Below are 21,652 nucleotides of genomic sequence, written 5' to 3' on the forward strand. Positions count from 1 at the left end.
TCGACAAAATCCATTTCGTTCGATATAGGTGGATGGATAAGGTGAGCGACGATCTCGCCCCATTGCCGTCGCTGCTCAGCACCTATGCCGGCCCGGACGCGCCCCGTCATCGGTTGGTCTGGGCGCTCGATGCTCGCTTCTCGCGGCTCGTGGCGAGGACGAGCGAGCCTGTCATCGGGCAGATGCGCATGGCCTGGTGGAACGATGCCCTGACCGACGAAAGCGGCGTCAGGGGGCGGGGCGAACCCTTGATCGATGCGATGCGGGAGATAAAGGGCCTGCCGCCCTGCGGGCTTTCGCAATGGCTTGACGGCTGGGAAGCGTTGATCGGGGAGGTGGACCTTCCCGGCTATGCGGAGGGGCGGGGCGGCGGGCTGTTCCGCGCTCTGGCGGGGCGGGAGGATATGCCGCCATGGCTCGACCGGGCGGGAGCGGCCTGGGCCTTGTGGGATCTGTCAGGACATTGTGCGGACCGGCAGGTTGCGGAAAAGGCAATCGATCTGGCGCGGGGATATATAACCGGCGGCGGCGGGTTGCCCTGGCCGAAGGAATGGCGCCCGTTGCGGATCGCCTGTCAGCTTGCGCGTCACGACATCGAAAAGGGCCGCTGCGCGCCGGCGGGATTGACCCCGGCGCTATATTGGCGATTGGTGCGCGTCGCGCTGCTGGGGCGATAGGGGGATAGTGTGGAGCGAGTTCTGGGGGGTGCGATAGCGGCATTGCTGCTCGCGGCGGGCGGACTGTTCTGGTGGCAGGGACAGGCGAACAATGAACCCGTGCCCCAGCCTTTGGTCGGATCGCCCCCGCCGCCCGCTGTCGACGCCCTGCCGGAAGGCGATCCGGACGCTTCGGGGGAGGCGCCGCCCATGCCCGGCGAAGCGTCGCCGCAAAGCCGCGAGCAGAAGCGATTTGCCCGTTACGACCGCAATCGCGACGGCGTCATCTCGCGGGTCGAGATGATGGGCAGCCGCGTCAGGGCGTTCAAGGCGCTGGACCGCGACAATGACAATCTCCTCTCCTTCGAGGAGTGGGCGGTGACGACGTCGGACCGCTTCGCCAGGGCGGACGCCAATGGCGACGGCAGGCTGACACCCGCCGAATTCGCGACGACCGCCCCGAAACGCGCGGCCGCGCCGAAATGCCGATGCTGACGCGTCAGGCCGGCTGAAGTTCGCCCAGCCAGGCGCCCAGCGCGGCGCGGGCGCGGGCGGTCATCGCTTCCTTGCGCTGTTTCTTCTTCACATCCTGCAGCGGCGGGAAGAGGCCGAAATTGACGTTCATCGGCTGATAATCCGCCGTCTCGACATTGCCGGTCACATGGCCGAGCAGCGCGCCCAGCGCCGTTTCGGGCGGCAGCGGGGCGAGCGGCCTGCCCAATATCTCGGCCGCGGCGAAGCGTCCGGCGAGCAGCCCGATGGCCGCGCTCTCGACATAGCCTTCGCAGCCCGTCACTTGGCCTGCAAAGCGGATATGCGGCGCGCTTTTCAGGCGCAGCGTGCCATCCAGCAGCTTGGGGCTCTGGATGAAGGTGTTGCGGTGAAGCCCGCCGAGCCGGGCGAACTCCGCCTTCTCCAGACCCGGAATGGTGCGGAACAATTCGACCTGCGCGCCATGCTTCAGCTTGGTCTGGAAGCCGACCATGTTCCACAGCGTGCCCGAAGCATTGTCCTGCCGCAACTGCACCACGGCATAGGGCCAGCGGCCGGTGCGCGGATCGTCCAGGCCCATCGGCTTCATCGGCCCGTGACGCAGCGTTTCCGGGCCGCGTGACGCCATCACCTCGATCGGCATGCAGCCTTCGAAATAGGGCGTGTCCTTTTCCCACTCCTTGAAGTCGGTCTTTTCGCCGTCCAGCAGTCCCTGGACGAAGGCCTGATACTGATCCCTGTTCATGGGGCAGTTGATGTAATCCTTGCCCTCGCCGCCGCCGGGGCCGATCTTGTCCCAGCGATTGGCCATCCAGCATTTGTCCATGTCGATGCTGTCATGATGCACGACCGGCGCGATGGCGTCGAAAAAGGCGAGATGGTCGATCCCCGCCGCCTGCCCGATGCTGGCGGCCAGCGCGGGAGCGGTCAGCGGGCCGGTGGCGACGATGGTCATGCCCTCTGTGGGCAACGCGTCGATGCGTTCCCGCACGATCTCCACATTGGGATGGCTGGCCAGCGCGCGGGTGACGCCGTCGGAGAAAATATGCCGGTCCACCGCCAGCGCCGATCCTGCGGGCACCTTGGCCGGTTCCGCCTGCGCCATGATCAGCGATCCCAGCCGCCGCATCTCCTGATGCAGCAGGCCCACGGCATTCTTGTCCGCATCGTCGGATCGGAAGCTGTTGGAGCAGACCAGTTCGGCCAGCCCATCCGTCTGGTGCGCGGGGGTCATGTCGCCGCTTCCGCGCATTTCCGACAGGCGGACCTTCACGCCCGCCTGCGCCAATTGCCATGCCGCTTCCGTGCCCGCGAGTCCGCCGCCGATGATATGAACCTGATGCATGGGGCGACCCATGGTCCCCCGCGGCGCGCAGGTCAACCGCTGTCAGGCGACGGCCAGATCCGCTTTGCCCTGATAGGCGGCCTCGTCCAATATCCCCTCCCGCTTGGCGACGATGGTGGCGACCAGCACCTGCCCCGCGACATTGACGGCGGTGCGCCCCATGTCGAGGATCGGGTCTATGGCCAGCAGCAGGCCCGCGCCCTCCAGCGGCAGGCCGAGCGTGGAAAGCGTCAGGGTCAGCATCACGATGGCGCCGGTCAGGCCAGCCGTCGCGGCCGATCCCACCACGGATACGAAGGCGATCAGCGCATAGTCCGCCGCATGAAGGGGTATGCCGTAGAAACCGGCGACGAATATCGCGGCCAGCGCCGGATAGATGGACGCGCAACCGTCCATCTTCGTGGTCGATGCCAGCGGAATGGCGAAGGCGGCATAGCCCTTTTCCACCCCCATCCGCTCGGTCACGGTTTCGGTGACGGGCAGGGTGCCGACCGAGGATCGCGACACGAAGCCAAGCTGGATGGCGGGCCATGCCTTGGCGAAGAAGGGCAGGGGGCTAAGGCCGTTGGCGGCGAGCAGCAGCGGATAGACCACCAGCAGCACCAATGCGAGACCCAGATACACCGCCCCCGCAAAGCCGCCGAGCTGGGCCAGCGCGCTCCAGCCATAGGTCGCGACGGCGCTGCCGATCAGGGCGGCCGAACCGATGGGCGTCAGGCGGATGATCCAGCCCAATATCGCCCGCACCACGGCGAGCAGCGAACGGACGAAGGCCAGGAAAGGTTCGGCTTTCTCCCCGACCTTCAGCGTCGCAAGGCCGATGGCGATGGAAACGACCAGCAATTGCAGGATGTTGAAGGACAGGCTGGTGGTCGCCCCCGTATCCGTGACCTTGGTGCTGGCGGACAGGGCGAAGCTGTTGCCGGGGACCAGGCCTTTCAGGAAATCGAGCCAGCCGCCCACGGAATCCGGCTTGGCAGTTGCCAGCGCCTGTCCGTGGAGGCCGGAACCCGGCTGGACGATCAACCCGATGGCCAGGCCGATGACGACCGCTATCAGCGCCGTGATCGCGAACCAGAGCAGCGTCTGCCCCGCCAGCCGGGCGGCGTTATCTAGAGCGCGCAGATTGGCGATGGAGGCGATGATGGCCGCGAACACCAGCGGCGGCACCACGGCCTTGAGCAACGAGACGAAGATCGATCCCGTCGTCTTGAGCGCGGTCGCCAGCCAGTTGAGATCGCCGTTCGGTCCCGAACCCATGGATCGCGCCAGCAGGCCAAGCGCGAGGCCGACAACCATGCCGACCAGAACCTGAAATCCGAAACTGCGATAGTTGAGGGCCATGGGCATTTCCTTCGGGCGACCGGCGCGCGATATGGGGAGCTGCTCCGCCAGATGCGCGCAAGCAATTCTTTATGGGGGTGAATGCGGATAAGGACGCCCTCTTTCCGCGGCTTGACGGCCAAACGAATTGGCGGCCGCGATCCGCTATGCCACAGAATGGACCGAAATCCAGCAGGAGATGCGATTTGACGAATTGGTGGGCGGTTCCGATGGCCCTGATCCTGCCCGCGCTAATCCTGCCCCGCGCCGCGCAGGCCGCCGGCGATCCGGCACTGGCCAAGGATGTGCTCGTCCGATCCATCGCCTTTCGCACGGTGGAGGGGCAGGGGCAGGTGCCCCGTCTGGCCGCTTATTATGCGTCGGTGCTGCGGCAGGCGGGCTTTGCGGCCGCGGAGGTCGAGATCATGCCGATGGGCGAAACGGCCAGCCTGGCCGCGACCATCCGGGGCAGCGATCCGCGGCTCAAGCCCCTGCTGCTGATCGGCCATATGGACGTGGTGGCGGCCAATCCGGCGGACTGGACGCGCGATCCCTTCGTGCCGGTGGAGGAGGGCGGTTATATTTTCGGGCGCGGCGCGGAGGACAATAAATATGACGTCGCCATGATGGTGGCGATGCTTGCGGGCCTGCGCAAAGAGGGCTGGCGACCCCGGCGGACCGTCACGCTGCTGCTGTCGGGCGATGAGGAAACCCATATGCGCACCGGCAGGGCGCTGGCGGAGAAATACAGGGATGCAGAATTGCTGCTGAACGGCGACGGCGGCGGCGGGCTGCTGGACGAGGGCGGGCGGGCCGTGCTGTACCAGTTGCAGGCGGGCGAAAAGACCTATGCGGATTTCGAGATCGCCTTCACCGATGCGGGCGGCCACAGCAGCGCGCCGACGCCGGGCAATCCCATCCATCGCATGGCGCGGGCCATCGGCCGGATCGCGGCCTATCGCTTCGCGCCGATGCGCAATGAACTGACGAGGGCATCCCTGCTGCTGTCGGCCGATCGGATCGGCGGCGCGGCGGGCGCGGCGATGCGGCGCTATGCGGAGACGGGGGACAGGAAATCGGCCGATCTTCTGTCCGACTATCCCGAATTCGTGGGACAGGTGCGGACGACCTGCGTCGCCACCATGGCGCAGGCGGGCCATGCGCTCAACGCCTTGCCGCAGAGCGCGAAGGTCGACGTCAACTGCCGCATCTTTCCCGGCGTCGCCATCGATGCGGTGAAGGCGGAACTCGCGCAGGTGATCGACGATCCGGGCGCGAAGATCGCCACGCTGGACGATCCGCAGGCCAGCAGCGCCTCCCCCCTGCGCAAGGACGTGGTGGATGCGGTGAGGGCGGCCGTGGCGGCGCGCCATCCGGATATTCCGGTGATCCCCTCCATGTCGGCGGGGGCGACGGACAGCCTTCATTTCCGGGCGCTGGGGGTGCCGAGCTATGGCGTGTCCAGCCTGTTCCAGCGGGGCGAGGACGGCTTTGCCCATGGGCTGGACGAGCGGGTGCCGGTGGCGGGAATTCCGGCGGCGCTCGACCAGTGGGAAAGGGTGGTGAAGGCTTTGGCGGGATAATCGCCCCAATGCGCGACGTGCTCCTGCGCAGGCAGGAGCCCAGTCCAAACGGCGAAACTGGGCTCCTGCCTGCGCAGGAGCACGTCGCTATTTCACCGCCCCGCCGCGATGCTGTTCGCGGCGGAGAGGACCGCCTGGACCGAGGCGGTCGCGACGTCGGTGTCGGTGCCGATGCCGAAGATGGTCCGGCCATCGGGCGTGCGGCATTCGACATAGGCGGCGGCCGCGACGTCCGTGCCCGCGCCGATGGCATGTTCGCTATAGTCCGCGACCTCCAGATCGACGCCCAGTTCGTCGCGCAGCGCGGCCAGCACCGAGGAGATGAGGCCGTTGCCGCGCCCAGAAATGCTCCGTTCGCCGCCCTTGTGCGTGATCTTGCCGGTGAAGATGCGGTCGCCCGCCGCGCCGCTCTCATGATAGTCGATCAGGCTGTAGGGCTGCTCGCCCGCCAGGCGATAATGGGTCTCGAACGCGGCCCATATGTCGGCGGCGTTGAGTTCGCGGCTGCTTTCGTCGGCCAGCGCCTGCACCACCTTGGAGAAATCGGCCTGCATCCGCTTGGGCAGTTTCAGCCCCTTGTCCTGTTGCAGCACCCAGGCGACGCCGCCCTTGCCGGACTGGCTGTTCACGCGGATCACGGCCTCATAGTCGCGGCCCAGATCCTTGGGGTCGATGGGCAGATAGGGCACGTCCCAGATCTGGTCGTTGCGCGCTTCCTGCGCGGCGAAGCCCTTTTTGATCGCATCCTGATGGCTGCCGGAAAAGGCGGTGAACACCAGTTCGCCCGCATAGGGATGGCGCGGGTGGACGGGCAACTGGTTGCAATATTCGACGGTCTGGATGACCTCGTCGATGTCGCTGAAATCCAGCCCCGGATTGATGCCCTGCGTGTACATGTTGAGCGCCACCGTCACCAGGTCGCAATTGCCGGTGCGCTCGCCATTGCCGAACAGGCAGCCTTCGATGCGGTCCGCGCCCGCCATCAGGCCCAGTTCCGCCGCCGCGACGCCGGTTCCCCGGTCATTATGGGTGTGCAGCGAGATCACCACGCTGTCGCGCCGGGAGATGTTGCGGCAGATCCATTCGATCTGGTCAGCGTAGATATTGGGCGTCGCGCATTCGACCGTGGCCGGCAGGTTCAGGATCAGCGGCTTTTCCGGGGTCGGCTGCAATATGTCGATCACCGCCTCGCAGCATTCCAGGCTGAAATCCAGTTCCGCGGTGGAGAAGGTTTCCGGGCTATATTCGAAATGCCAGTCGGTGTCGGGTTGCTTCGCCGCATTGTCGCGCAGCAGCTTGGCGGCGGTGACGGCGATTTCCCGGATCTGCGGCCGGTCCATCTGGAAGACGATGTTGCGCCATGCCGGGGATACGGCGTTGTAGACGTGGACGATGGCCTTCTTCGCGCCGCGCAGGGATTCGAAGGTGGTGGCGATCAGGTCTTCGCGGGCCTGCGTCAGCACCTGCGGGAAGACGTCGTCGGGGATCGCGCCGTCGCGGACCAGGCCGGAAATGAAGTCGAACTCGGTCGCGCCCGCGCTGGGGAAGCCGACCTCGATCTCCTTGACGCCGACCTTCAGCAGCAGGTCGAAGAAGCGGCGCTTCTTTTCCGCGTTCATCGGGTCGATCAGCGACTGGTTGCCGTCGCGCATGTCGGTCGACAGCCAGCGCGGCGGCGCGGTGATGACCCGCGACGGCCATTGCCGATTCGGCAGGTCCACCTGAGGGAAGGGGCGGTATTTCAGCGAGGGATCGTTCAGCATCATGACGAAAATGGCTTCTCTGCATACGGGCGAGCCAGTTGGCGCCTGCCCGGTGGTACGACTATCTGCTTGATTATGCCCTTAGGCGGATTGCCGCGTCGTTCAAGCGAAGAGCAGCACAAAAACCACGCCTAAGGGCGTGTAAGTCGTAGCAGGGGAAGAAGCGCGCGCTGCATGATGGGCCGCTTTACCCGGAGTTGGGGGAAAGCGCAAGGTTGGCGTCGTTTGCGGATGGGTGGGGGAGCAGGCCGGGCCATTCCTTCTCCCTTGAGGGAGAAGGATACGGAGCCTTGCTGAGCGGCGCGAAGCTAGGCGCAGTTGGATGAGGGGGAGCGGGCCTGTGGCCCGGGCGATCCGAAGGATCGCAACCCCCTCACCCAGCTACGACTAGGCAGCAAGCTGCCAAGTCTGCGCAGCCTCGGCCAGAGGCACGTGACTCTGGCCGACCCTCAAGGGAGAGGGATATTGGGAGCACTTACTTCTGGAACGCCGCGACGATCTTCAGTTCCACCGCGTCGCCGACCATCGGGACGCCATAGCCCATGCCGAAATCGCTGCGCTTGATCGTGGTCGTCGCGACGAAGCCGACATTTTCCTTGCCGCCCATCATCGCCGGAGCCTTGCCCGCGCCGTAGAATTCGGTGTCCAGCGTCACCGGCTTGGTGATGCCCTTGATGGTCAGGTTGCCGCTGATCTCCGCCTGGGTGCCCTGCACCTTCACGCCGGTCGACACGAAGGTCGCCTTGGGGAATTTGGCGGAATCGAAGAATTCCGGCTTCATCAGATGCTCGTCCAGCTTGGCGATGCCGGTCTTGAGGTTGGCGATCGGAACCTCGACCGAGACCTTGGCGGCGGAGGGGTTTTTCGGGTCGAGCGTCAGCGTGCCGGTCGATTCGGACAGGACGCCCAGATTGTTGGAAAAGCCCATATGATCATAGGCGAAGAGAATCTGGGTGTGGCCGGGGTCGATGGTATAGGCGCCGCCGGTGACGCGCGCGGCGTCCTTCGCGCCGGGCGCGGCGGGCATTTGCTGGGCGATGACGGCGCTGCCGCCGGCCAGGGCGATCAGGGCGGCGGCGGGGATCAGATATTTGCGCATGGGGATGCTCTCTCCGAAACGTTCAAGGGACGCCGCCACGATAGGCGACGTCCCTCGATTGTTCCAGAGCCGTAACCGGAAACAATGGGTTACCGTTACGCTATGTCGGCGTGGCCGTCAGTTCCTGTCCTTGTCGACCAGCTTGTTCGCGCCGATCCAGGGCATCATGGCGCGCAGCTTGGCGCCGGTTTCCTCGATCGGGTGGCGCTGGGCGGCGATGCGGCTGGCCTTCAATTCCGGCTGGCCGGCGCGGTTGTCGAGCACGAAGTCCTTGACGAAGCGGCCCGACTGGATGTCGGCCAGAACGCGCTTCATTTCCTTCTTCGTTTCTTCGGTGATGATGCGCGGGCCGGTCTTGATATCGCCATATTCGGCGGTGTTCGAGATCGAATAGCGCATGTTGGCGATGCCGCCTTCATACATCAGGTCGACGATCAGCTTCAGTTCGTGCAGGCATTCGAAATAGGCCATTTCGGGGGCGTAGCCCGCCTCGACCAGCGTTTCGAAGCCCGCTTGGACCAGCGCGGTCGCGCCGCCGCACAGCACGGCCTGCTCGCCGAACAGGTCGGTTTCGCATTCCTCGCGGAAATTGGTTTCGATGATGCCGCTGCGGCCGCCGCCGACGCCCGAAGCGTAGGACAGGGCGATGTCATGCGCGTTGCCGGTCGCGTCCTGATGAACGGCGATCAGGCAGGGCACGCCGCCGCCCTTCACATATTCGCCGCGAACGGTGTGGCCCGGACCCTTGGGCGCGATCATGATGACGTCGACATCCTTGCGCGGCTCGATCAGGCCGAAATGGACGTTGAGGCCGTGCGCGAAGGCCAGCGCCGCGCCGGGGCGCAGATTGGCGTGGATGTCGGCGGCGTAGATGGCGGCCTGATGCTCGTCGGGCGCCAGGATCATCAGCACGTCGGCCCATGCGGCGGCTTCCGCGTTCGGCAGCACCTTGAAGCCCGCGCCTTCGGCCTTCTTGGCGCTGGGCGAGCCGGGGCGCAGCGCGATGGCGACTTCGGCGACGCCGCTGTCGCGCAGATTCTGCGCATGGGCGTGACCCTGCGAACCGTAACCGAGGATGGCGACCTTCTTGCCCTTGATCAGGCCGATGTCGGCGTCGCGGTCGTAATAAACCTTCATTTGACGTTCCTTCTTTCAGTTCGGGTGGCGCCTTGCGGAGCCGAGATTGGCGGTGAGGGGGACCACCTGCGCGCGGGGGAGGGGCTGCTGGCCCTCACCCTCCCACCGCTGCGCGGCGGGCCCCTCCCTCTCCCACAAGGGGAGAGGGGTAATTTCTTCAGTTCGACTCCTTGCCGCGGATCAGGCCGACGACGCCGGTGCGGCCGACCTCGACCAGGCCGATCTGGCGCATCAGGCCGACGAAATTGTCGATCTTGTCCGTCGTGCCGGTGATCTCGAAGATGAAGCTCTCTATCGTGGTGTCCACCACCTTCGCCCGGAACACGTCGGCCAGGCGCAGCGCCTCTATCCGGTTCTCGCCCGTTCCTGCGACCTTGACCAGCGCCAGTTCGCGCTCGACGAAGGGGCCGTTGTCGGTCAGGTCCGTCACCTTGTGCACCGGCACCAGCCGTTCCAGTTGGGCGATGATCTGGTCGATCACCTTGGGCGGGCCGCTGGTGACGATGGTGATGCGGCTGATCGCATGGTCCGGGGTGATGTCGGCCACCGTCAGGCTGTCGATATTATAGCCGCGCGCGGTGAACAGGCCCGCGATGCGCGCCAATATGCCCGCCTCGTTCGAAACCGTCAGCGACAGGACGTGCCGCTCGCTAATCTCTTCCTGAATGTGCATCAGATCGTTCCGTTGTCCGCTTCTTCGCCGTCATGGCGTTGCGAGATCATGCCCGTGAAGGCGTAGTGCCAACTGCCGTCGTCGCGATGGGCGAGGCGCACGGGGAAGCCCGCGATGGCATCGAACATCCGCGCCAGATGCTCGCCCACATAGCGGGGGCTGACCAGCAGGCGGCCGATATGGCGTTCGTGAAAATCGAAGCCATGATCCAGATGCACTTCCCAGGCCTCATTCTCCGGATCGGCATGGTCCACGGTCCAGCCGGTCAGCTCGGCGGTGCCGGCCAGCCGTTCGAAATCGAAGGGTTCGCTCACATGGATGCGGAGCTTCAGATGTTGCGTCACGCTCCCATCCTTTACACCAGCGCCTTCGCTTCGTCCGACATGATGCCTTCGACCTGGCTGGGGTCGAGCAGCATGTCGGTATGCGCCGCGCCCGACGGGATCATCGGGAAGCAGTTGGTGAGCTTCGCCACGCGGCAATCGACCAGCACCGGGCCGGGCGTGTCGATCATCTGACGGATGCCGGCCTCCAGTTCCTGCGGCCCCTCGATGCGGATGCCGGTCCAGCCATAGGCCTCCGCCAGCTTCACGAAGTCGGGCAGGCTGTCCGAATAGCTGTTGGAATAGCGGCTTTCATAGGTCAGTTCCTGCCACTGGCGGACCATGCCCATATATTCATTGTTGAGGATGAAGATCTTGACCGGCAGGCGGTACTGGCTGGCCGTGCCCATTTCCTGGATGTTCATCTGGATCGACGCATCGCCCGCGACGCAGACGACCAGGCTGTCGGGATTGCCCAGTTGCGCGCCGATGGCGGCCGGGAAGCCGTAGCCCATGGTACCGAGGCCCCCGGAGGTCAGCCATTTATTGGGCGCGTCGAAGCCGAAATGCTGGGCCGCCCACATCTGGTGCTGGCCGACTTCGGTGGAGATGATGACGTCCTTGGCCGAGCGCGACGCCTTGTAAAGCTGGGCGATGGCCTCCTGCGGCATGATCTCTTCGCGGCTGTCGGGATAGGCGAGGCTGTTGCGCGCGCGCCAGCCGTCGATCCGCGCCCACCATTCGCCAAGGTCCGCCGCCTTGTGGCCGCGATCCTTCCAGAGCGCGATCATGTCCGCCAGCGCGCTGGCGACGTCCGCGATGACGGCCAAGTCGACGTCGACCGTCTTGTTGATCGAGCTGCGGTCGATGTCGATGTGGATCTTCTGCGAATCCGGCGAGAAGGCGTCCAGACGGCCGGTCACGCGATCGTCGAAGCGGGCGCCGACGCAGACGATCAGGTCCGCCTTGTTCATCGCCCAATTGGCTTCATAGGTGCCGTGCATGCCCAGCATGCCGACCCACTGATCGGAAGAAGCGGGGAAGGCGCCCAGGCCCATCAGCGTCGAGGTGACGGGCGCGCCGGTCAGCGCCGCGATCTCGCGCAGCAGGGCGGATGCTTCGGGGCCGGAGTTGATGACGCCGCCGCCGGTGTAGAAGATCGGGCGCTCGGCCGCCGCCAGCATCTCGACCGCGCTGGCGATGGCGGCAGGGTCCGCCTTCGTCTGGGGGCGGTAGCTGGCATGTTCGAACGCCTGCGGCTTGCTGTAGGGCGCGGTCGCGATCTGGACATTCTTCGGAATGTCGATGACGACCGGGCCGGGGCGGCCGGTGATGGCGATATGGAACGCCTCATGGACGACGCTGGCCAGCTTGTTCGGCGACTTCACCAGATAGTTGTGCTTGGTGCAGTGGCGGGTGATGCCGACCGTGTCCGCTTCCTGGAAGGCGTCGGTGCCGATCAGATGCGTGGGAACCTGGCCGGTGATGACGACCATCGGGATGGAATCCATCAGCGCGTCGGTGATGCCGGTGACGGCATTGGTCGCGCCGGGGCCGGAGGTGACGAGCACGACGCCGGGCTTGCCGGTGGAGCGGGCATAACCCTCCGCCATATGGGTCGCGCCCTGTTCGTGGCGGACCAGGACGTGGCGGATCTTCGGATGATTGAAGAGTGCGTCATAAATGGGCAGCACCGCGCCGCCCGGATAACCGAACACGACCTCGACCCCCAGGTCGATCAGGCACTCAACCAATATGTCCGCGCCGCTCTTTTCGGCCACGATGGATCCTTCCGTTGGATAATTGCTGCGCCCTCTGCTCCAGAAGCGGAGCGATGGCAAGGCGGCTGCGTCTATTGGACATAAAATGGCAAGTCAAGAGTTATTGTTGTAATTTTATTGCCAATTCGTCCAATATTTCAGCATCAATCTGTCTGTTCTCGCATGGCCATTCCGGGGGCGGCTGGCGCGAAAACCAGGTATATTGGCGTTTGGCATATTGGCGGGTGGCGATGCGGCCGCGTTTCAGCATCGTGTCGCGGTCGATCTGTCCCGCCAGCCAGGCGGCGATTTCGGGCACGCCGATGGCGCGCATGACGGGAAGGTCGGGGGAAAGGTTGCGGGCGAGCAGGGCCTCGACTTCCGCCGCGGCGCCGCCGTCCAGCATCTGCCCGAAGCGCAGGTCGCAGCGGGCGATCAGCCAGTCGCGGGGAGGGAGGAGGATCAGGGGCGAGAGGGCGATGCCGTCGGCGATGCCGCCGCTTTTATGCTGCTGCCATTGGGCGAGGGGCTTGCCGGTGGAGCGGACCACCTCCAGCGCGCGGGCGACGCGGGTGGTGTCGGCGGGGGCTAGGCGGGCGGCGGCTTCGGGGTCTTCTTTTGCGAGGGCGTCGTGGGCGTCGGCCACGGCAAGGGCGCGGACGGCGGCGCGGATGGCGGGGTCTATGTCCGGAACCGGGGCGATGCCGTCCAGCAGGGTGCGGAGATAGAGGCCGGTGCCGCCGACCAATATGGGCAGGCGGCCGGCCTTATGCGCCTTGTCGATTTCGGCTTTGGCTTCGGCGGCCCAGCGGGCGGCGGTGCAGGCCTCTGCCCCGTCGATATGGCCGAACAGGCGGTGCGGAACGCCGTCCATCTCCTCATCCGACGGCCGGGCGGAGAGGATCCGGAGGTCGGCATAGACCTGGCTGGCGTCGGCGTTGATGACGATGCCGCCGGTTGCCTGGGCCAGGCGAACCGCAAGCGCGCTCTTGCCGCTGGCGGTAGGCCCGGCAATAAGCGCGACGCGGGGGCGGGATTCGCCCTTCGATGTGGCAGGAGTATCCATGTTCGTTGCGACCTTAGTGGCAAGCGGGGCCTTGAGTCAGGAAGATATTGCCGATGCCGTCGGACGCTTGGCGACGGCGGGATGCGCGCCCGTCGATAGCAAGTGGCTGGACGAGGGCAAGGCGGCGGATATTTTCTTCGGGTTCGATCCGGTCGCGGCGCGGGCGGTGCTGACCGGCATCGGCGAGCGGGTGGACGTGATCGTCCAGTTGGCCGAGGGGCGCGAGAAGAAGCTGCTGATCGCGGACATGGATTCCACCATGATCACCGTCGAGTGCATCGACGAACTGGCCGACTATGCCGGGATCAAGCCGCAGATCGCCGAGATCACCGAGCGGGCGATGCGCGGCGAACTGGATTTCGCGGGCGCTCTGCATGAGCGTGTGGCCCTGCTGAAGGGGCTGGCGGACGCGGCCATCGACCAGTGCCGCGAGGAACGGGTCGTCATCATGGGCGGCGCCAGGGAACTGGTGCGGACGATGAAGGCGCGGGGCGCGACGACTTTGCTGGTGTCGGGCGGCTTCACGCGCTTCACCGGGCCGGTGGCGGAGGAAATCGGCTTCGACGCGGCGGTCGCCAATGTGCTGGAGATTGCGGACGGGGCCTTGCTGGGCACGGTGACGGTGCCCATCGTCGACGCGGCGCGCAAGCGGGCGGAACTGGAGGCGGCGATCGAGGGCGGCATCGATCGCGCCCTGACGCTGGCGGTGGGCGACGGAGCCAATGATATTCCGATGATCCAGGGGGCGGGACTGGGCGTCGCCTATCATGCCAAGCCCAAGACCCGCGAAGCTGCGGCGGCGGAGATCGTGCATGGCGATTTGTCCGTGCTGCTCTACGCGCAGGGCATCGCTTCGGCGGAGTGGGTCGTGCGTTGATCCTGGCGCGCCCAGAATGACCGCGACTGGCCATTTTCAGACTCTCTTTTCAATTGTCCGGCCCTGAATCCAGATGATTGGCTCAGGATCGGCGTAACCCAATGGCCACAGCTTCCCTAAAAAACATCCTATTTCTCCACCACCTCCACAATTCCGGCTGTCCTATTCCACGCCAGCCCGCCTATCCCGCATCGCTCTTTGAAACGTCCGACCAATCGCCTCACCGCGCATACGCGCGCCCAGGCACGCGCGCGCATACACTGTGAACTTCGGGGTGAAACGCTCGACGGCGAACAGGAAAAAAGACCAGGAAACCGCAGTTTCCCGGCCTTTCATAGTTCACTCAGCTTCTTGAAAGGCAGCCCCTCTCAGGCTCGCGCCAGCAGCCCCTCGACCAGCCCCTCGAACAGCCGCCGGCCATCGGTCGCGCCATGCGCCGCCTCGATCACGCGCTCCGGATGCGGCATCATGCCCAGCACATTGCCGGTCTCGTTCAAAATGCCCGCGATGTTCCGCGCCGACCCGTTGACGCTCTCCGCATAGCGCAGCGCCACGCGGCCTTCGCCCTCCAGCCTGTCGAGCGTCGCCGCGTCGGCGAAATAATTGCCGTCATGATGCGCCACAGGAAAGCTGATCGCCTCGCCCGCTTCATAGCGGCTGGTGAAGGCGCTCTGCGCATTCTCCACCGTCAGCGCGACGTCGCGGCAGACGAAATGCCCGCCCGCGTTGCGCAGCAGCGCGCCGGGCAGCAGCCCGCTCTCCGTCAGCACCTGGAAACCGTTGCAGATGCCCAGCACATAAGCGCCGCGATCCGCCGCCCTTGCCACCGCCTGCATCACCGGCGAGCGTGCCGCCATCGCGCCGGAGCGCAGATAGTCGCCATAAGAAAAGCCGCCCGGCACCCCGATCAGGTCGATATCGTCCGGCAGTTCGGTGTCGCGGTGCCAGATCATGGCGGGCTTCGCGCCGGTCGCCGCCTCGAACGCCACGGCGAGGTCGCGGTCGCAATTGCTGCCGGGGAAGACGATGACGGCGCTCTTCATGGCTCAGGCCTTTTCGATGCGGTAGTTTTCGATCACCGTGTTCGCCAGCAGCTTGCGGCACATGGCGTCGATATCCTCGTCGCTGGTGCCGTCGGCCAGGTCCAGCTCGATCAGCTTGCCCGCGCGCACGTCGTTGACGCCGCCGAAGCCAAGGCCTTCCAGCGCATGATGGATCGCCTTGCCCTGCGGATCGAGGACACCGCCCTTGAGGGTGACGAAGATGCGGGCTTTCATGGGGCAGGGAACTCCGTAATCAGGCTTTCGCGCACCCCCTAATCCCCTCGGCTGCCGCAGGCAAGGCATTATGCTTTCCCGATCGGCGGCGTTGCTTTAGGCGGGCGCCATGAATCAGGAATATCTCTATTATGCCTGCGCCGTCGCCGCCGTGATCCTGTCCGGGCTCGCCAAGGGCGGGTTCGCCGGGGTGGGGGCGCTGGCCATGCCGATCATGGCGCTGGGGGTGGACCCGGTGAAGGGGGCGGCGATCCTGCTGCCCATCCTGATCCTGCAGGACGCCGTCAGCGTCTGGTCGTTCCGCCATAGCTGGGACCGGCACATAGCGAAGGTCATGCTGCCGGGCATGGCGATGGGGGTCGCCATCGGCTATGTCTTCGCGGCCCAGGTGTCCGAAGTCGCGGTGCTGGGCGTGCTGGGCCTGATTTCGGCGCTGTTCGGGCTTCAGCGGCTGTGGATCGAGCGCGGCGGCGCGATGGTGCTGCCGTCCAATTCGCCAAGCTGGATCGGCATGTTGTTCGGCGTGGCGAGCGGCTTCACCAGCCAGATCGCCCATGCGGGGTCGCCGCCCTTCCAGATGTGGGTGCTGCCCAAGCGTCTGCCCCGCGACACGCTGGTCGGGACGACGGCGGTCACCTTCGCCACGATGAACTGGATGAAGGTGCCCGCCTATGCCGCCCTGGGGCAGTTCACCCGGACCAATTTGCTGGCGACCGCGACGCTGATTCCGGTGGCCGTCGCGGCGACCCTGGCGGGCGTGGTGCTGGTGCGGCGCGTGGATCCGGCGCGCTTCTACACGCTCATCTACGTGCTGATGGTATTGCTGGGCATCAAGCTGCTGGTGGACGCGCTGCTCGCCTGAGCAACGCGCCGAATTTCGTCAGTCCTTGCTGCGCTTCTTGCGGTGGGTGTCCAGGTCGAGGACGGTCGTATCGACGCCCTCAGGCATCAGGCCCAGACGGCGGGCGACTTCCTGATAGGCCTCGACTTCGCCGCCCAGGTCGCGGCGGAAACGGTCCTTGTCCAGCTTCTCGCCGGTGGCCATGTCCCACAGGCGGCAGCCGTCCGGGCTGATCTCGTCGGCCAGGATGACGCGGCTGTAATCGCCGTCCCACAGGCGGCCGAATTCCAGCTTGAAGTCGATCAGGCGGATGCCGATGCCCGCGAACAGGCCGCACATGAAGTCGTTGATGCGGATCGCCATGTCGGCGATGTCGTGCATCTCGTCCTGGCTGGCCCAGCCGAAGCAGGCGATATGCTCTTCCGACACCAGCGGGTCGCCCAGCGCGTCGTCCTTGTAGCAATATTCGATCAGCGTGCGGGGAAGCTGCGTCCCTTCCTCGATCCCCAGCTTCTTGCTGAGCGAACCGGCGGCGACGTTGCGCACCACGACTTCGATCGGCACGATCTCGACCTGGCGGACAAGCTGCTCGCGCATGTTGAGGCGGCGGATGAAGTGGGTGGGAACGCCGATCTGGCCGAGCAGGGTGAAGATATGCTCGGAAATCCGGTTGTTGAGCACGCCCTTGCCCGAAATCGTGCCCTTCTTCTGGGCGTTGAAGGCGGTCGCGTCATCCTTGAAATATTGGATGATCGTGCCCGGCTCCGGGCCTTCGTAAAGGATCTTTGCCTTGCCTTCGTAGATCTGGCGGCGACGGGCCATGCGCGGTTCCTGTCTTCCCAAGAATGAATGTGCCCCGGCAAACGCGAATCGGGAAGGATCAGCGGGTGCCGGGGCTGCTTGGGCTGGCCCTTAGACCAAAGTGGGCAAGGGTGCAAATGGATGGGGATAGCTACAGCACGTCCCCGAACATGAACCAGATCAGCGCCAGCCACGCCAAAAGGCCGACCGCCCCCAATATGACGCCCGATCTGGCGCGAATGGCGGCAAGGGCGCCGCCCGCTTCTTCCTCATCATCATCCATCTGTCCGACAGTAGCGGCGCCGGCGGGAAAGTTAAGCCGGTTGCGCCTCCGGTTTCACTTCGCCGTCGCGCTGGACCGCCATAAGCCGCTCCGTGAAGCGCTGACGCCACCAGCTTATGTCCTGCTGCTCCACGCTGTCCATCATGGCGCGCCAGCGGCGCTTGCGCTCGTCCAGGGGCATGGAAAGGGCGCGGGTGATGGCGTCTGACATCTCCTCCGGGCTGTAGGGATTGATCAGCAGCGCGTCCTTGAGCTGCTGGGCCGCGCCGGCGAAGCGCGACAGGATGAGGACGCCGGGATCGTCGGGATCCTGCGCCGCCACATATTCCTTGGCGACCAGGTTCATGCCGTCGCGCAGCGGCGTGACCAGCCCGATCTTCGCGGCGCGGTAGATGCCGGCCAGCTTGTCGCGCGGATAGCCCTGGTTGACGTAACGGATCGGCGTCCAGTCGACGTCGCTATATTCGCCGTTGATGCGGCCTGCCAGCGCGTCGAGCGTGGCGCGGATCTGCTGATAGCTTTCCACCTCCCCGCGGGAGGGCGGCGCGATCTGCGTCAGCACGACGTTGCGATGCTGTTCGGGATGATCCTTGAGGAAGCGGGCATAGCCGTTGAACCGTTCCTCCAGCCCCTTGCTGTAGTCCAGGCGGTCCACGCCCACGATCATGGGACGGTCCTGAAGCGAACGGCGGACCTTCTCATACATGTCCTTGGCGGCGTCGCTGACGGCGGCGCTGGCATATTCCTGCGCGTTGATGCCGATGGGGCAGGCGATCGCCTGGATCGTCCGGTTTCCCAGCGTCACGAAATCGCCGTCGACCGTTCCGCCCATCTCCCGCTCCACATAGTGGCGGAAGGATTCCAGCCATTCCTCCGTATGGAACCCCACGACGTCATAGGCGAACAGCGTCTGCACCAGCTTGCTGTGGTGGGGCAGCGACACCAGCAGCCGGGTCGGCGGCCAGGGGATGTGCAGGAAGAAGCCCATGCGATTGTCATGGCCCCGATCGCGCAGCATCCGACCCAGCGGGATCATGTGATAATCCTGGACCCAGATGATGTCCTCCGGCTCGATCAGCGGGCTGGTCGTGTCCGCGAAACGCTGGTTGACGCGGTTGTACCCGCCCTCGAAATCGCGGGCATATTCGGCCAGATCGATGCGGAAATGGAACAGCGGCCAGAGCGTCTTGTTGGCATAGCCGTTATAATATTCGTCGACGTCCTGCTCTTCCAGGTCGATGGTCGCGGTCTTGACCCCTTCATCCTCCGAAAAGCCGATCTGTCCGGTGAAATTCTCCGTGACCTCGCCCGACCAGCCGACCCAGATGCCCCGGCTTTCCCGGAGGGCCTGGGAAAGCGCGACGGCCAGGCCGCCCTGGTTGCCGGTCTTGGTCGGGCGACTGACCCGGTTGGAAATGACTATCAGGCGGCTCATGCCAAGCGCCTCCATGCCAAGCGCCTCATCGCATCACGCTCCACGGTTTGCTCAAGAGCACGGCGCAATTGATGATGCCGACCAATGAGTAGGTTTGGGGATAGTTCCCCCACAATTCCCCGGTGGCGGGGTCGATGTCTTCGGAAAGCAGCCCGGCGGCGGTGCGGCGGGACAGCATCTCCTCGAAGAGGGCGCGGGCCTCCTCGCTGCGGCCGGTCCGATGCAGGGCCTCTATCAGCCAGAAGGTGCAGACGTTGAAGGCGGTGACCGGCTCCCCGAAATCGTCCGGCGCGCTGTAGCGCAGCATGTTGTTGCCCCGGCGAAGATCCTGCTCCAGGGCCTTCAGCGTGCCGACGAACATGGGATTGTCCGCCGCCAGGAAGCGCAGGTCCAGCAACTGGAGCAGCGAGGCATCCCGCGCGTCGTCCTCGAAAGTGGCGGAGATAGCGTTGCTGTCGGTTCGCCAGGCGGATTGCAGAATGCGGGCCTTCATGACCTCCGCCCGCTCGCGCCAATGGACTTCGCGGTCCGGCAGGCCCAGGGCCGCCGCCGCATGGGCGAGGCGGTCGCACGCCGCCCAGCACATCACCGCGCTATAGCTGTGGACATGGGCGCGGGTGCGCAATTCCCACAGGCCGGCGTCGGGCTGGTCATAGACCTGCCAGGCGCGCTCGCCCACGGCCTCCAGCGCCTCGAAATCCGACAGCCCCGCCATGCGCAGCAGGCGCTGGTCGATGAAGCCCTGCACGGAGGAGAGGACGATCTGGCCATAGGCGTCATGCTGCACCTGGGAATAGGCGGCATTGCCGACGCGCACCGGCCCCATGCCGCGATAGCCGGGCAGGTTTTGCGCCTCCCGCTCCTCCAGCGTGGCGTTGCCGCGCACGTCGTAGAGCGGCTGGATATGGCCGCCCCGCGCACCGTCGACGATGTTGCGGAGGTAGACGAGATAGCTTTCCAGAACGTCCAGCGCGCCCAGCCGGTTCAGCGCCTCTACCGTATAATAGGCGTCCCTGATCCAGCAATAGCGATAGTCCCAGTTGCGGCCGCTGTCCGCATGTTCGGGGATGCTGGTGGTCAGCGCGGCGACGATGGCGCCGGTTTCCTCATGCTGGCACAGCTTGAGCGTGATGGCGGAGCGGATCACCGCCTCCTGCCACTCGGCTGGAATGGCGAGGCCGCGCACCCAGATCTGCCATTCGTGGATCGTGTCGTCCAGCATCCGCTCCACTGCGGGGCGCAGGGCGTCGGAAAAGCTCTCGTCCGGACCCAGGAAGAAATGCATGTCATGTTCCAGCCGGAACCAGCTTTCCTGGGAGATGAGGCCGATGGGCGCATTGGTGGAAACGCGCATCGCCATATAGGACAGCACCAGCCGGATATGGTTTGATCCGTAGCTGATCGGCACCTTTTCCGAATGCCAGGAGGTGGTGGGGCGCAACCTGACGCGAACGCGCGGGCTGCCGGACACGGGCCGCACCACGCGGGCGAACGCGACCGGGCGGTACATCCGGCCCAGATGCTTGTGGCGGGGGCAGAAATCGTAAAGCTCTATCGCATTGCCCTGCGCGTCGGTCTGGCGGGTCACGAGCACGGGGGTGTTGCGGACATAATGCTGCTCGATCCGGACGCAGTGTTCCAGCTCTATGGCCCAGAAGCCCCGCGCATCCGGTTCATCCCAGGCGGCATCGTCCAGCAGGGCCGAGAATACCGGATCGCCATCGACGCGGGGGACGCAGGCCCATATCATCCGCCCGGCCCGGTCGATCAGCGCCGAAGCCTGGCAATTGCCGATGGGCCACAGGTCGAGAGTGCGCTCATTCCCGCCGGGAAGGTCGTTTTTCTGCGTCTCTATCGGTCTGTCCCCCTTGTTCGTGCACGACGGGGGCGCCGGACCATCGGATCAGTCGGTGCCAGCGACCCCCTGAGCCAGATAATGCCTGACGGCGGCAACCTGTTCCAAAGAGAATGCGGCGAGCGTCGCCCGGGGCACGCCGACGAGAATGCCGGCGCCGCCCAGATCGCGCGCCACGGCAAAGCCCTCCTCATCGGTGACGTCGTCGCCGATGAACAACGGCGTGCCGCCGGCCATGGGCGCGCGGCGCATCAGCGCGCGGACGGCGCTGCCCTTGTCGGCGCCGCCGGGACGCAGTTCGTAGAGCATCTTGCCCGGCTGGAGCGCGAGGTCGAGCCGGTCCGCCAGGCCGGCGGCGAGGTCGCCCGCCTGCCGGCCCCATTGGGGCGCGCCGCGGAAATGCAGGCCGACGCTGATCGTCTTGCGCTCGACAAGGACGCCGGGCTTACCGGACGCGAAGGTCTGGAAGGCGGCTTCCGCCTCGTTGATCGCGGGCAGGCGGGCGGGCGCCTCTATGGGGCGGCCGGGTTCCGCCAGTTCCAGCCCATGGGTTCCGGCGAGCAGGAACTGCCCGAAGCCGAAGTCGCGCAGGGTGGCGACGGATCGGCCGCTCACGATGGCAAGCCGCCCGTCGAGCCGGTCGCGCAGGCGGCCGAGCAGAGCGAGCAGGTCGTCATCGACCTCCACGCCGTCGGGCGTGTCGGCTATGGGGGCCAGCGTGCCGTCGAAATCGAGGAACAGCGCGGCCCCGGTCAGCAGCCGGGGCGGCGGAGGGGGAAGATCGGGAACAGGGGAAAGACGGGAATCGGACACGCGCGCAAGTTGGCGCGTGGCGCGGATTGTGCAAGCCCCGTTGAACCCTGTTCGCGATTTTTGCGGGGCTTCACCGCCGTTCCTCCGCCCAGGGCGCCGACCAGGCGATGCGGTGGAGCGCGCGGAAGGCCTGCATGATGGCGGCGATCAGATCCGGGCGATCCTGGGCGGTTTCATGGGCGCGGGGGGACAGCCGGGCGTCCTTCGACATATGCATGACAGTTCCTTTCCATGAACGTTGTGGAGAATG

General features: G+C 65.7%; 22 protein-coding genes. 5 read left to right on the forward strand and 17 right to left on the reverse strand.

Going from position 1 to position 21,652, the window contains the following annotated elements; all coding sequences use genetic code 11:
- Positions 1 to 32: 32 nt before the first annotated feature.
- Complete coding sequence (locus Sj15T_RS03090) at positions 33 to 677, forward strand: hypothetical protein (protein ID WP_013039832.1); 645 nt, start codon at positions 33 to 35, stop codon at positions 675 to 677.
- A gap of 9 nt (positions 678 to 686) precedes the next feature.
- The gene (locus Sj15T_RS03095; protein WP_013039833.1) at positions 687 to 1,151 is read left to right on the forward strand and encodes an EF-hand domain-containing protein; all 465 of its coding nucleotides are present in this window, start codon (positions 687 to 689) and stop codon (positions 1,149 to 1,151) included.
- Between the two features lie 4 nt (positions 1,152 to 1,155).
- Here the strand turns inward: Sj15T_RS03095 and trmFO are convergent, their stop codons facing one another.
- Together trmFO and Sj15T_RS03105 are read right to left on the reverse strand one after the other, a co-directional pair.
- Complete coding sequence (gene trmFO, locus Sj15T_RS03100; protein ID WP_013039834.1) at positions 1,156 to 2,493, reverse strand: methylenetetrahydrofolate--tRNA-(uracil(54)-C(5))-methyltransferase (FADH(2)-oxidizing) TrmFO; 1,338 nt, start codon at positions 2,491 to 2,493, stop codon at positions 1,156 to 1,158.
- Between the two features lie 42 nt (positions 2,494 to 2,535).
- Positions 2,536 to 3,837, reverse strand: coding sequence for a dicarboxylate/amino acid:cation symporter (locus Sj15T_RS03105; protein WP_013039835.1), 1,302 nt, complete (start codon positions 3,835 to 3,837; stop codon positions 2,536 to 2,538).
- Positions 3,838 to 4,046: 209 nt separating this feature from the next.
- Between Sj15T_RS03105 and Sj15T_RS03110 the strand changes: the two genes are divergently transcribed.
- Positions 4,047 to 5,399, forward strand: a complete 1,353-nt coding sequence (locus tag Sj15T_RS03110) for a M20/M25/M40 family metallo-hydrolase (protein WP_013039836.1) — start codon at positions 4,047 to 4,049, stop codon at positions 5,397 to 5,399.
- Between the two features lie 92 nt (positions 5,400 to 5,491).
- Here Sj15T_RS03110 and leuA read toward each other — a convergent pair whose 3' ends face one another.
- The 7 genes from leuA to miaA all read right to left on the reverse strand — a co-directional run bounded on the left by leuA (position 5,492) and on the right by miaA (position 13,220).
- Complete coding sequence (leuA, locus tag Sj15T_RS03115) at positions 5,492 to 7,165, reverse strand: 2-isopropylmalate synthase (protein WP_013039837.1); 1,674 nt, start codon at positions 7,163 to 7,165, stop codon at positions 5,492 to 5,494.
- A 472-nt stretch (positions 7,166 to 7,637) separates the two neighbouring features.
- Positions 7,638 to 8,261: a YceI family protein gene (locus Sj15T_RS03120; protein ID WP_013039838.1), complete on the reverse strand. Its 624-nt coding sequence runs from the start codon at positions 8,259 to 8,261 to the stop codon at positions 7,638 to 7,640.
- 117 nt (positions 8,262 to 8,378) lie between these two features.
- A complete protein-coding gene (gene ilvC / locus Sj15T_RS03125) occupies positions 8,379 to 9,398 on the reverse strand; it encodes a ketol-acid reductoisomerase (RefSeq protein WP_013039839.1) in 1,020 nt (339 codons plus the stop codon).
- A gap of 157 nt (positions 9,399 to 9,555) precedes the next feature.
- Positions 9,556 to 10,071: an acetolactate synthase small subunit gene (gene ilvN, locus Sj15T_RS03130; RefSeq protein WP_007682086.1), complete on the reverse strand. Its 516-nt coding sequence runs from the start codon at positions 10,069 to 10,071 to the stop codon at positions 9,556 to 9,558.
- Entirely contained in the window at positions 10,071 to 10,415 is a 345-nt protein-coding gene (locus Sj15T_RS03135; RefSeq protein WP_007682087.1) for a hypothetical protein, read from the reverse strand. The genes ilvN and Sj15T_RS03135 overlap by 1 nt, the downstream gene beginning before the upstream one ends.
- Positions 10,416 to 10,426: 11 nt before the next feature.
- Positions 10,427 to 12,175 carry an acetolactate synthase 3 large subunit gene (locus Sj15T_RS03140; protein WP_013039840.1) on the reverse strand — a complete coding sequence of 583 codons (1,749 nt, stop codon included), beginning with the start codon at positions 12,173 to 12,175 and terminating at the stop codon, positions 10,427 to 10,429.
- A gap of 100 nt (positions 12,176 to 12,275) precedes the next feature.
- Positions 12,276 to 13,220, reverse strand: a complete 945-nt coding sequence (miaA, locus tag Sj15T_RS03145; RefSeq protein ID WP_013039841.1) for a tRNA (adenosine(37)-N6)-dimethylallyltransferase MiaA — start codon at positions 13,218 to 13,220, stop codon at positions 12,276 to 12,278.
- Between miaA and serB the strand changes: the two genes are divergently transcribed.
- Positions 13,219 to 14,097 carry a phosphoserine phosphatase SerB gene (serB, locus tag Sj15T_RS03150; protein ID WP_013039842.1) on the forward strand — a complete coding sequence of 293 codons (879 nt, stop codon included), beginning with the start codon at positions 13,219 to 13,221 and terminating at the stop codon, positions 14,095 to 14,097. The genes miaA and serB overlap by 2 nt on opposite strands.
- 368 nt (positions 14,098 to 14,465) lie before the next feature.
- Here the strand turns inward: serB and purQ are convergent, their stop codons facing one another.
- Positions 14,466 to 15,140 carry a phosphoribosylformylglycinamidine synthase subunit PurQ gene (purQ, locus tag Sj15T_RS03155; protein WP_007682099.1) on the reverse strand — a complete coding sequence of 225 codons (675 nt, stop codon included), beginning with the start codon at positions 15,138 to 15,140 and terminating at the stop codon, positions 14,466 to 14,468.
- A gap of 3 nt (positions 15,141 to 15,143) precedes the next feature.
- Positions 15,144 to 15,374 carry a phosphoribosylformylglycinamidine synthase subunit PurS gene (gene purS, locus Sj15T_RS03160; protein WP_007682101.1) on the reverse strand — a complete coding sequence of 77 codons (231 nt, stop codon included), beginning with the start codon at positions 15,372 to 15,374 and terminating at the stop codon, positions 15,144 to 15,146.
- Positions 15,375 to 15,483: 109 nt separating this feature from the next.
- On the opposite strand from purS, the gene Sj15T_RS03165 reads away from it, so the two are divergent.
- Positions 15,484 to 16,236 (forward strand): sulfite exporter TauE/SafE family protein, encoded by a 753-nt coding sequence (locus Sj15T_RS03165; protein ID WP_013039843.1) that lies wholly within the window; start codon positions 15,484 to 15,486, stop codon positions 16,234 to 16,236.
- A gap of 18 nt (positions 16,237 to 16,254) precedes the next feature.
- Here the strand turns inward: Sj15T_RS03165 and purC are convergent, their stop codons facing one another.
- From purC to Sj15T_RS03195, 6 genes are all read right to left on the reverse strand, one after another.
- A complete protein-coding gene (gene purC, locus Sj15T_RS03170; protein ID WP_007682103.1) occupies positions 16,255 to 17,037 on the reverse strand; it encodes a phosphoribosylaminoimidazolesuccinocarboxamide synthase in 783 nt (260 codons plus the stop codon).
- 130 nt (positions 17,038 to 17,167) lie between these two features.
- Positions 17,168 to 17,299 (reverse strand): hypothetical protein, encoded by a 132-nt coding sequence (locus Sj15T_RS03175; protein WP_007682106.1) that lies wholly within the window; start codon positions 17,297 to 17,299, stop codon positions 17,168 to 17,170.
- Between the two features lie 31 nt (positions 17,300 to 17,330).
- The gene (gene otsA / locus Sj15T_RS03180; protein WP_025161097.1) at positions 17,331 to 18,734 is read right to left on the reverse strand and encodes an alpha,alpha-trehalose-phosphate synthase (UDP-forming); all 1,404 of its coding nucleotides are present in this window, start codon (positions 18,732 to 18,734) and stop codon (positions 17,331 to 17,333) included.
- 25 nt (positions 18,735 to 18,759) lie between these two features.
- Complete coding sequence (locus Sj15T_RS03185; RefSeq protein WP_269076463.1) at positions 18,760 to 20,538, reverse strand: glycoside hydrolase family 15 protein; 1,779 nt, start codon at positions 20,536 to 20,538, stop codon at positions 18,760 to 18,762.
- 99 nt (positions 20,539 to 20,637) lie between these two features.
- Positions 20,638 to 21,402, reverse strand: coding sequence for a trehalose-phosphatase (otsB, locus tag Sj15T_RS03190; RefSeq protein WP_013039846.1), 765 nt, complete (start codon positions 21,400 to 21,402; stop codon positions 20,638 to 20,640).
- A 70-nt stretch (positions 21,403 to 21,472) separates the two neighbouring features.
- Entirely contained in the window at positions 21,473 to 21,619 is a 147-nt protein-coding gene (locus tag Sj15T_RS03195; RefSeq protein WP_013039847.1) for a hypothetical protein, read from the reverse strand.
- Positions 21,620 to 21,652 lie beyond the last annotated feature (33 nt).

Source organism: Sphingobium sp. TA15, assembly GCF_037101235.1.
GTDB lineage: Bacteria > Pseudomonadota > Alphaproteobacteria > Sphingomonadales > Sphingomonadaceae > Sphingobium > Sphingobium indicum.

What these genes read in the sequence shown, in the direction of transcription:
- Sj15T_RS03165 (WP_013039843.1), top strand. Translation starts at nt 15,484, where the DNA reads ATGAATCAGGAATATCTCTATTATGCCTGCGCCGTCGCCGCCGTGATC.
- Sj15T_RS03120 (WP_013039838.1), bottom strand. Translation starts at nt 8,261, where the DNA reads ATGCGCAAATATCTGATCCCCGCCGCCGCCCTGATCGCCCTGGCCGGC.
- ilvN (WP_007682086.1), bottom strand. Translation starts at nt 10,071, where the DNA reads ATGCACATTCAGGAAGAGATTAGCGAGCGGCACGTCCTGTCGCTGACG.
- Sj15T_RS03175 (WP_007682106.1), bottom strand. Translation starts at nt 17,299, where the DNA reads ATGGATGATGATGAGGAAGAAGCGGGCGGCGCCCTTGCCGCCATTCGC.
- Sj15T_RS03105 (WP_013039835.1), bottom strand. Translation starts at nt 3,837, where the DNA reads ATGGCCCTCAACTATCGCAGTTTCGGATTTCAGGTTCTGGTCGGCATG.
- leuA (WP_013039837.1), bottom strand. Translation starts at nt 7,165, where the DNA reads ATGATGCTGAACGATCCCTCGCTGAAATACCGCCCCTTCCCTCAGGTG.
- Sj15T_RS03195 (WP_013039847.1), bottom strand. Translation starts at nt 21,619, where the DNA reads ATGCATATGTCGAAGGACGCCCGGCTGTCCCCCCGCGCCCATGAAACC.
- purS (WP_007682101.1), bottom strand. Translation starts at nt 15,374, where the DNA reads ATGAAAGCCCGCATCTTCGTCACCCTCAAGGGCGGTGTCCTCGATCCG.
- otsA (WP_025161097.1), bottom strand. Translation starts at nt 18,734, where the DNA reads ATGAGCCGCCTGATAGTCATTTCCAACCGGGTCAGTCGCCCGACCAAG.
- serB (WP_013039842.1), top strand. Translation starts at nt 13,219, where the DNA reads ATGTTCGTTGCGACCTTAGTGGCAAGCGGGGCCTTGAGTCAGGAAGAT.
- trmFO (WP_013039834.1), bottom strand. Translation starts at nt 2,493, where the DNA reads ATGCATCAGGTTCATATCATCGGCGGCGGACTCGCGGGCACGGAAGCG.
- purQ (WP_007682099.1), bottom strand. Translation starts at nt 15,140, where the DNA reads ATGAAGAGCGCCGTCATCGTCTTCCCCGGCAGCAATTGCGACCGCGAC.
- ilvC (WP_013039839.1), bottom strand. Translation starts at nt 9,398, where the DNA reads ATGAAGGTTTATTACGACCGCGACGCCGACATCGGCCTGATCAAGGGC.
- purC (WP_007682103.1), bottom strand. Translation starts at nt 17,037, where the DNA reads ATGGCCCGTCGCCGCCAGATCTACGAAGGCAAGGCAAAGATCCTTTAC.
- miaA (WP_013039841.1), bottom strand. Translation starts at nt 13,220, where the DNA reads ATGGATACTCCTGCCACATCGAAGGGCGAATCCCGCCCCCGCGTCGCG.
- Sj15T_RS03090 (WP_013039832.1), top strand. Translation starts at nt 33, where the DNA reads ATGGATAAGGTGAGCGACGATCTCGCCCCATTGCCGTCGCTGCTCAGC.
- Sj15T_RS03110 (WP_013039836.1), top strand. Translation starts at nt 4,047, where the DNA reads ATGGCCCTGATCCTGCCCGCGCTAATCCTGCCCCGCGCCGCGCAGGCC.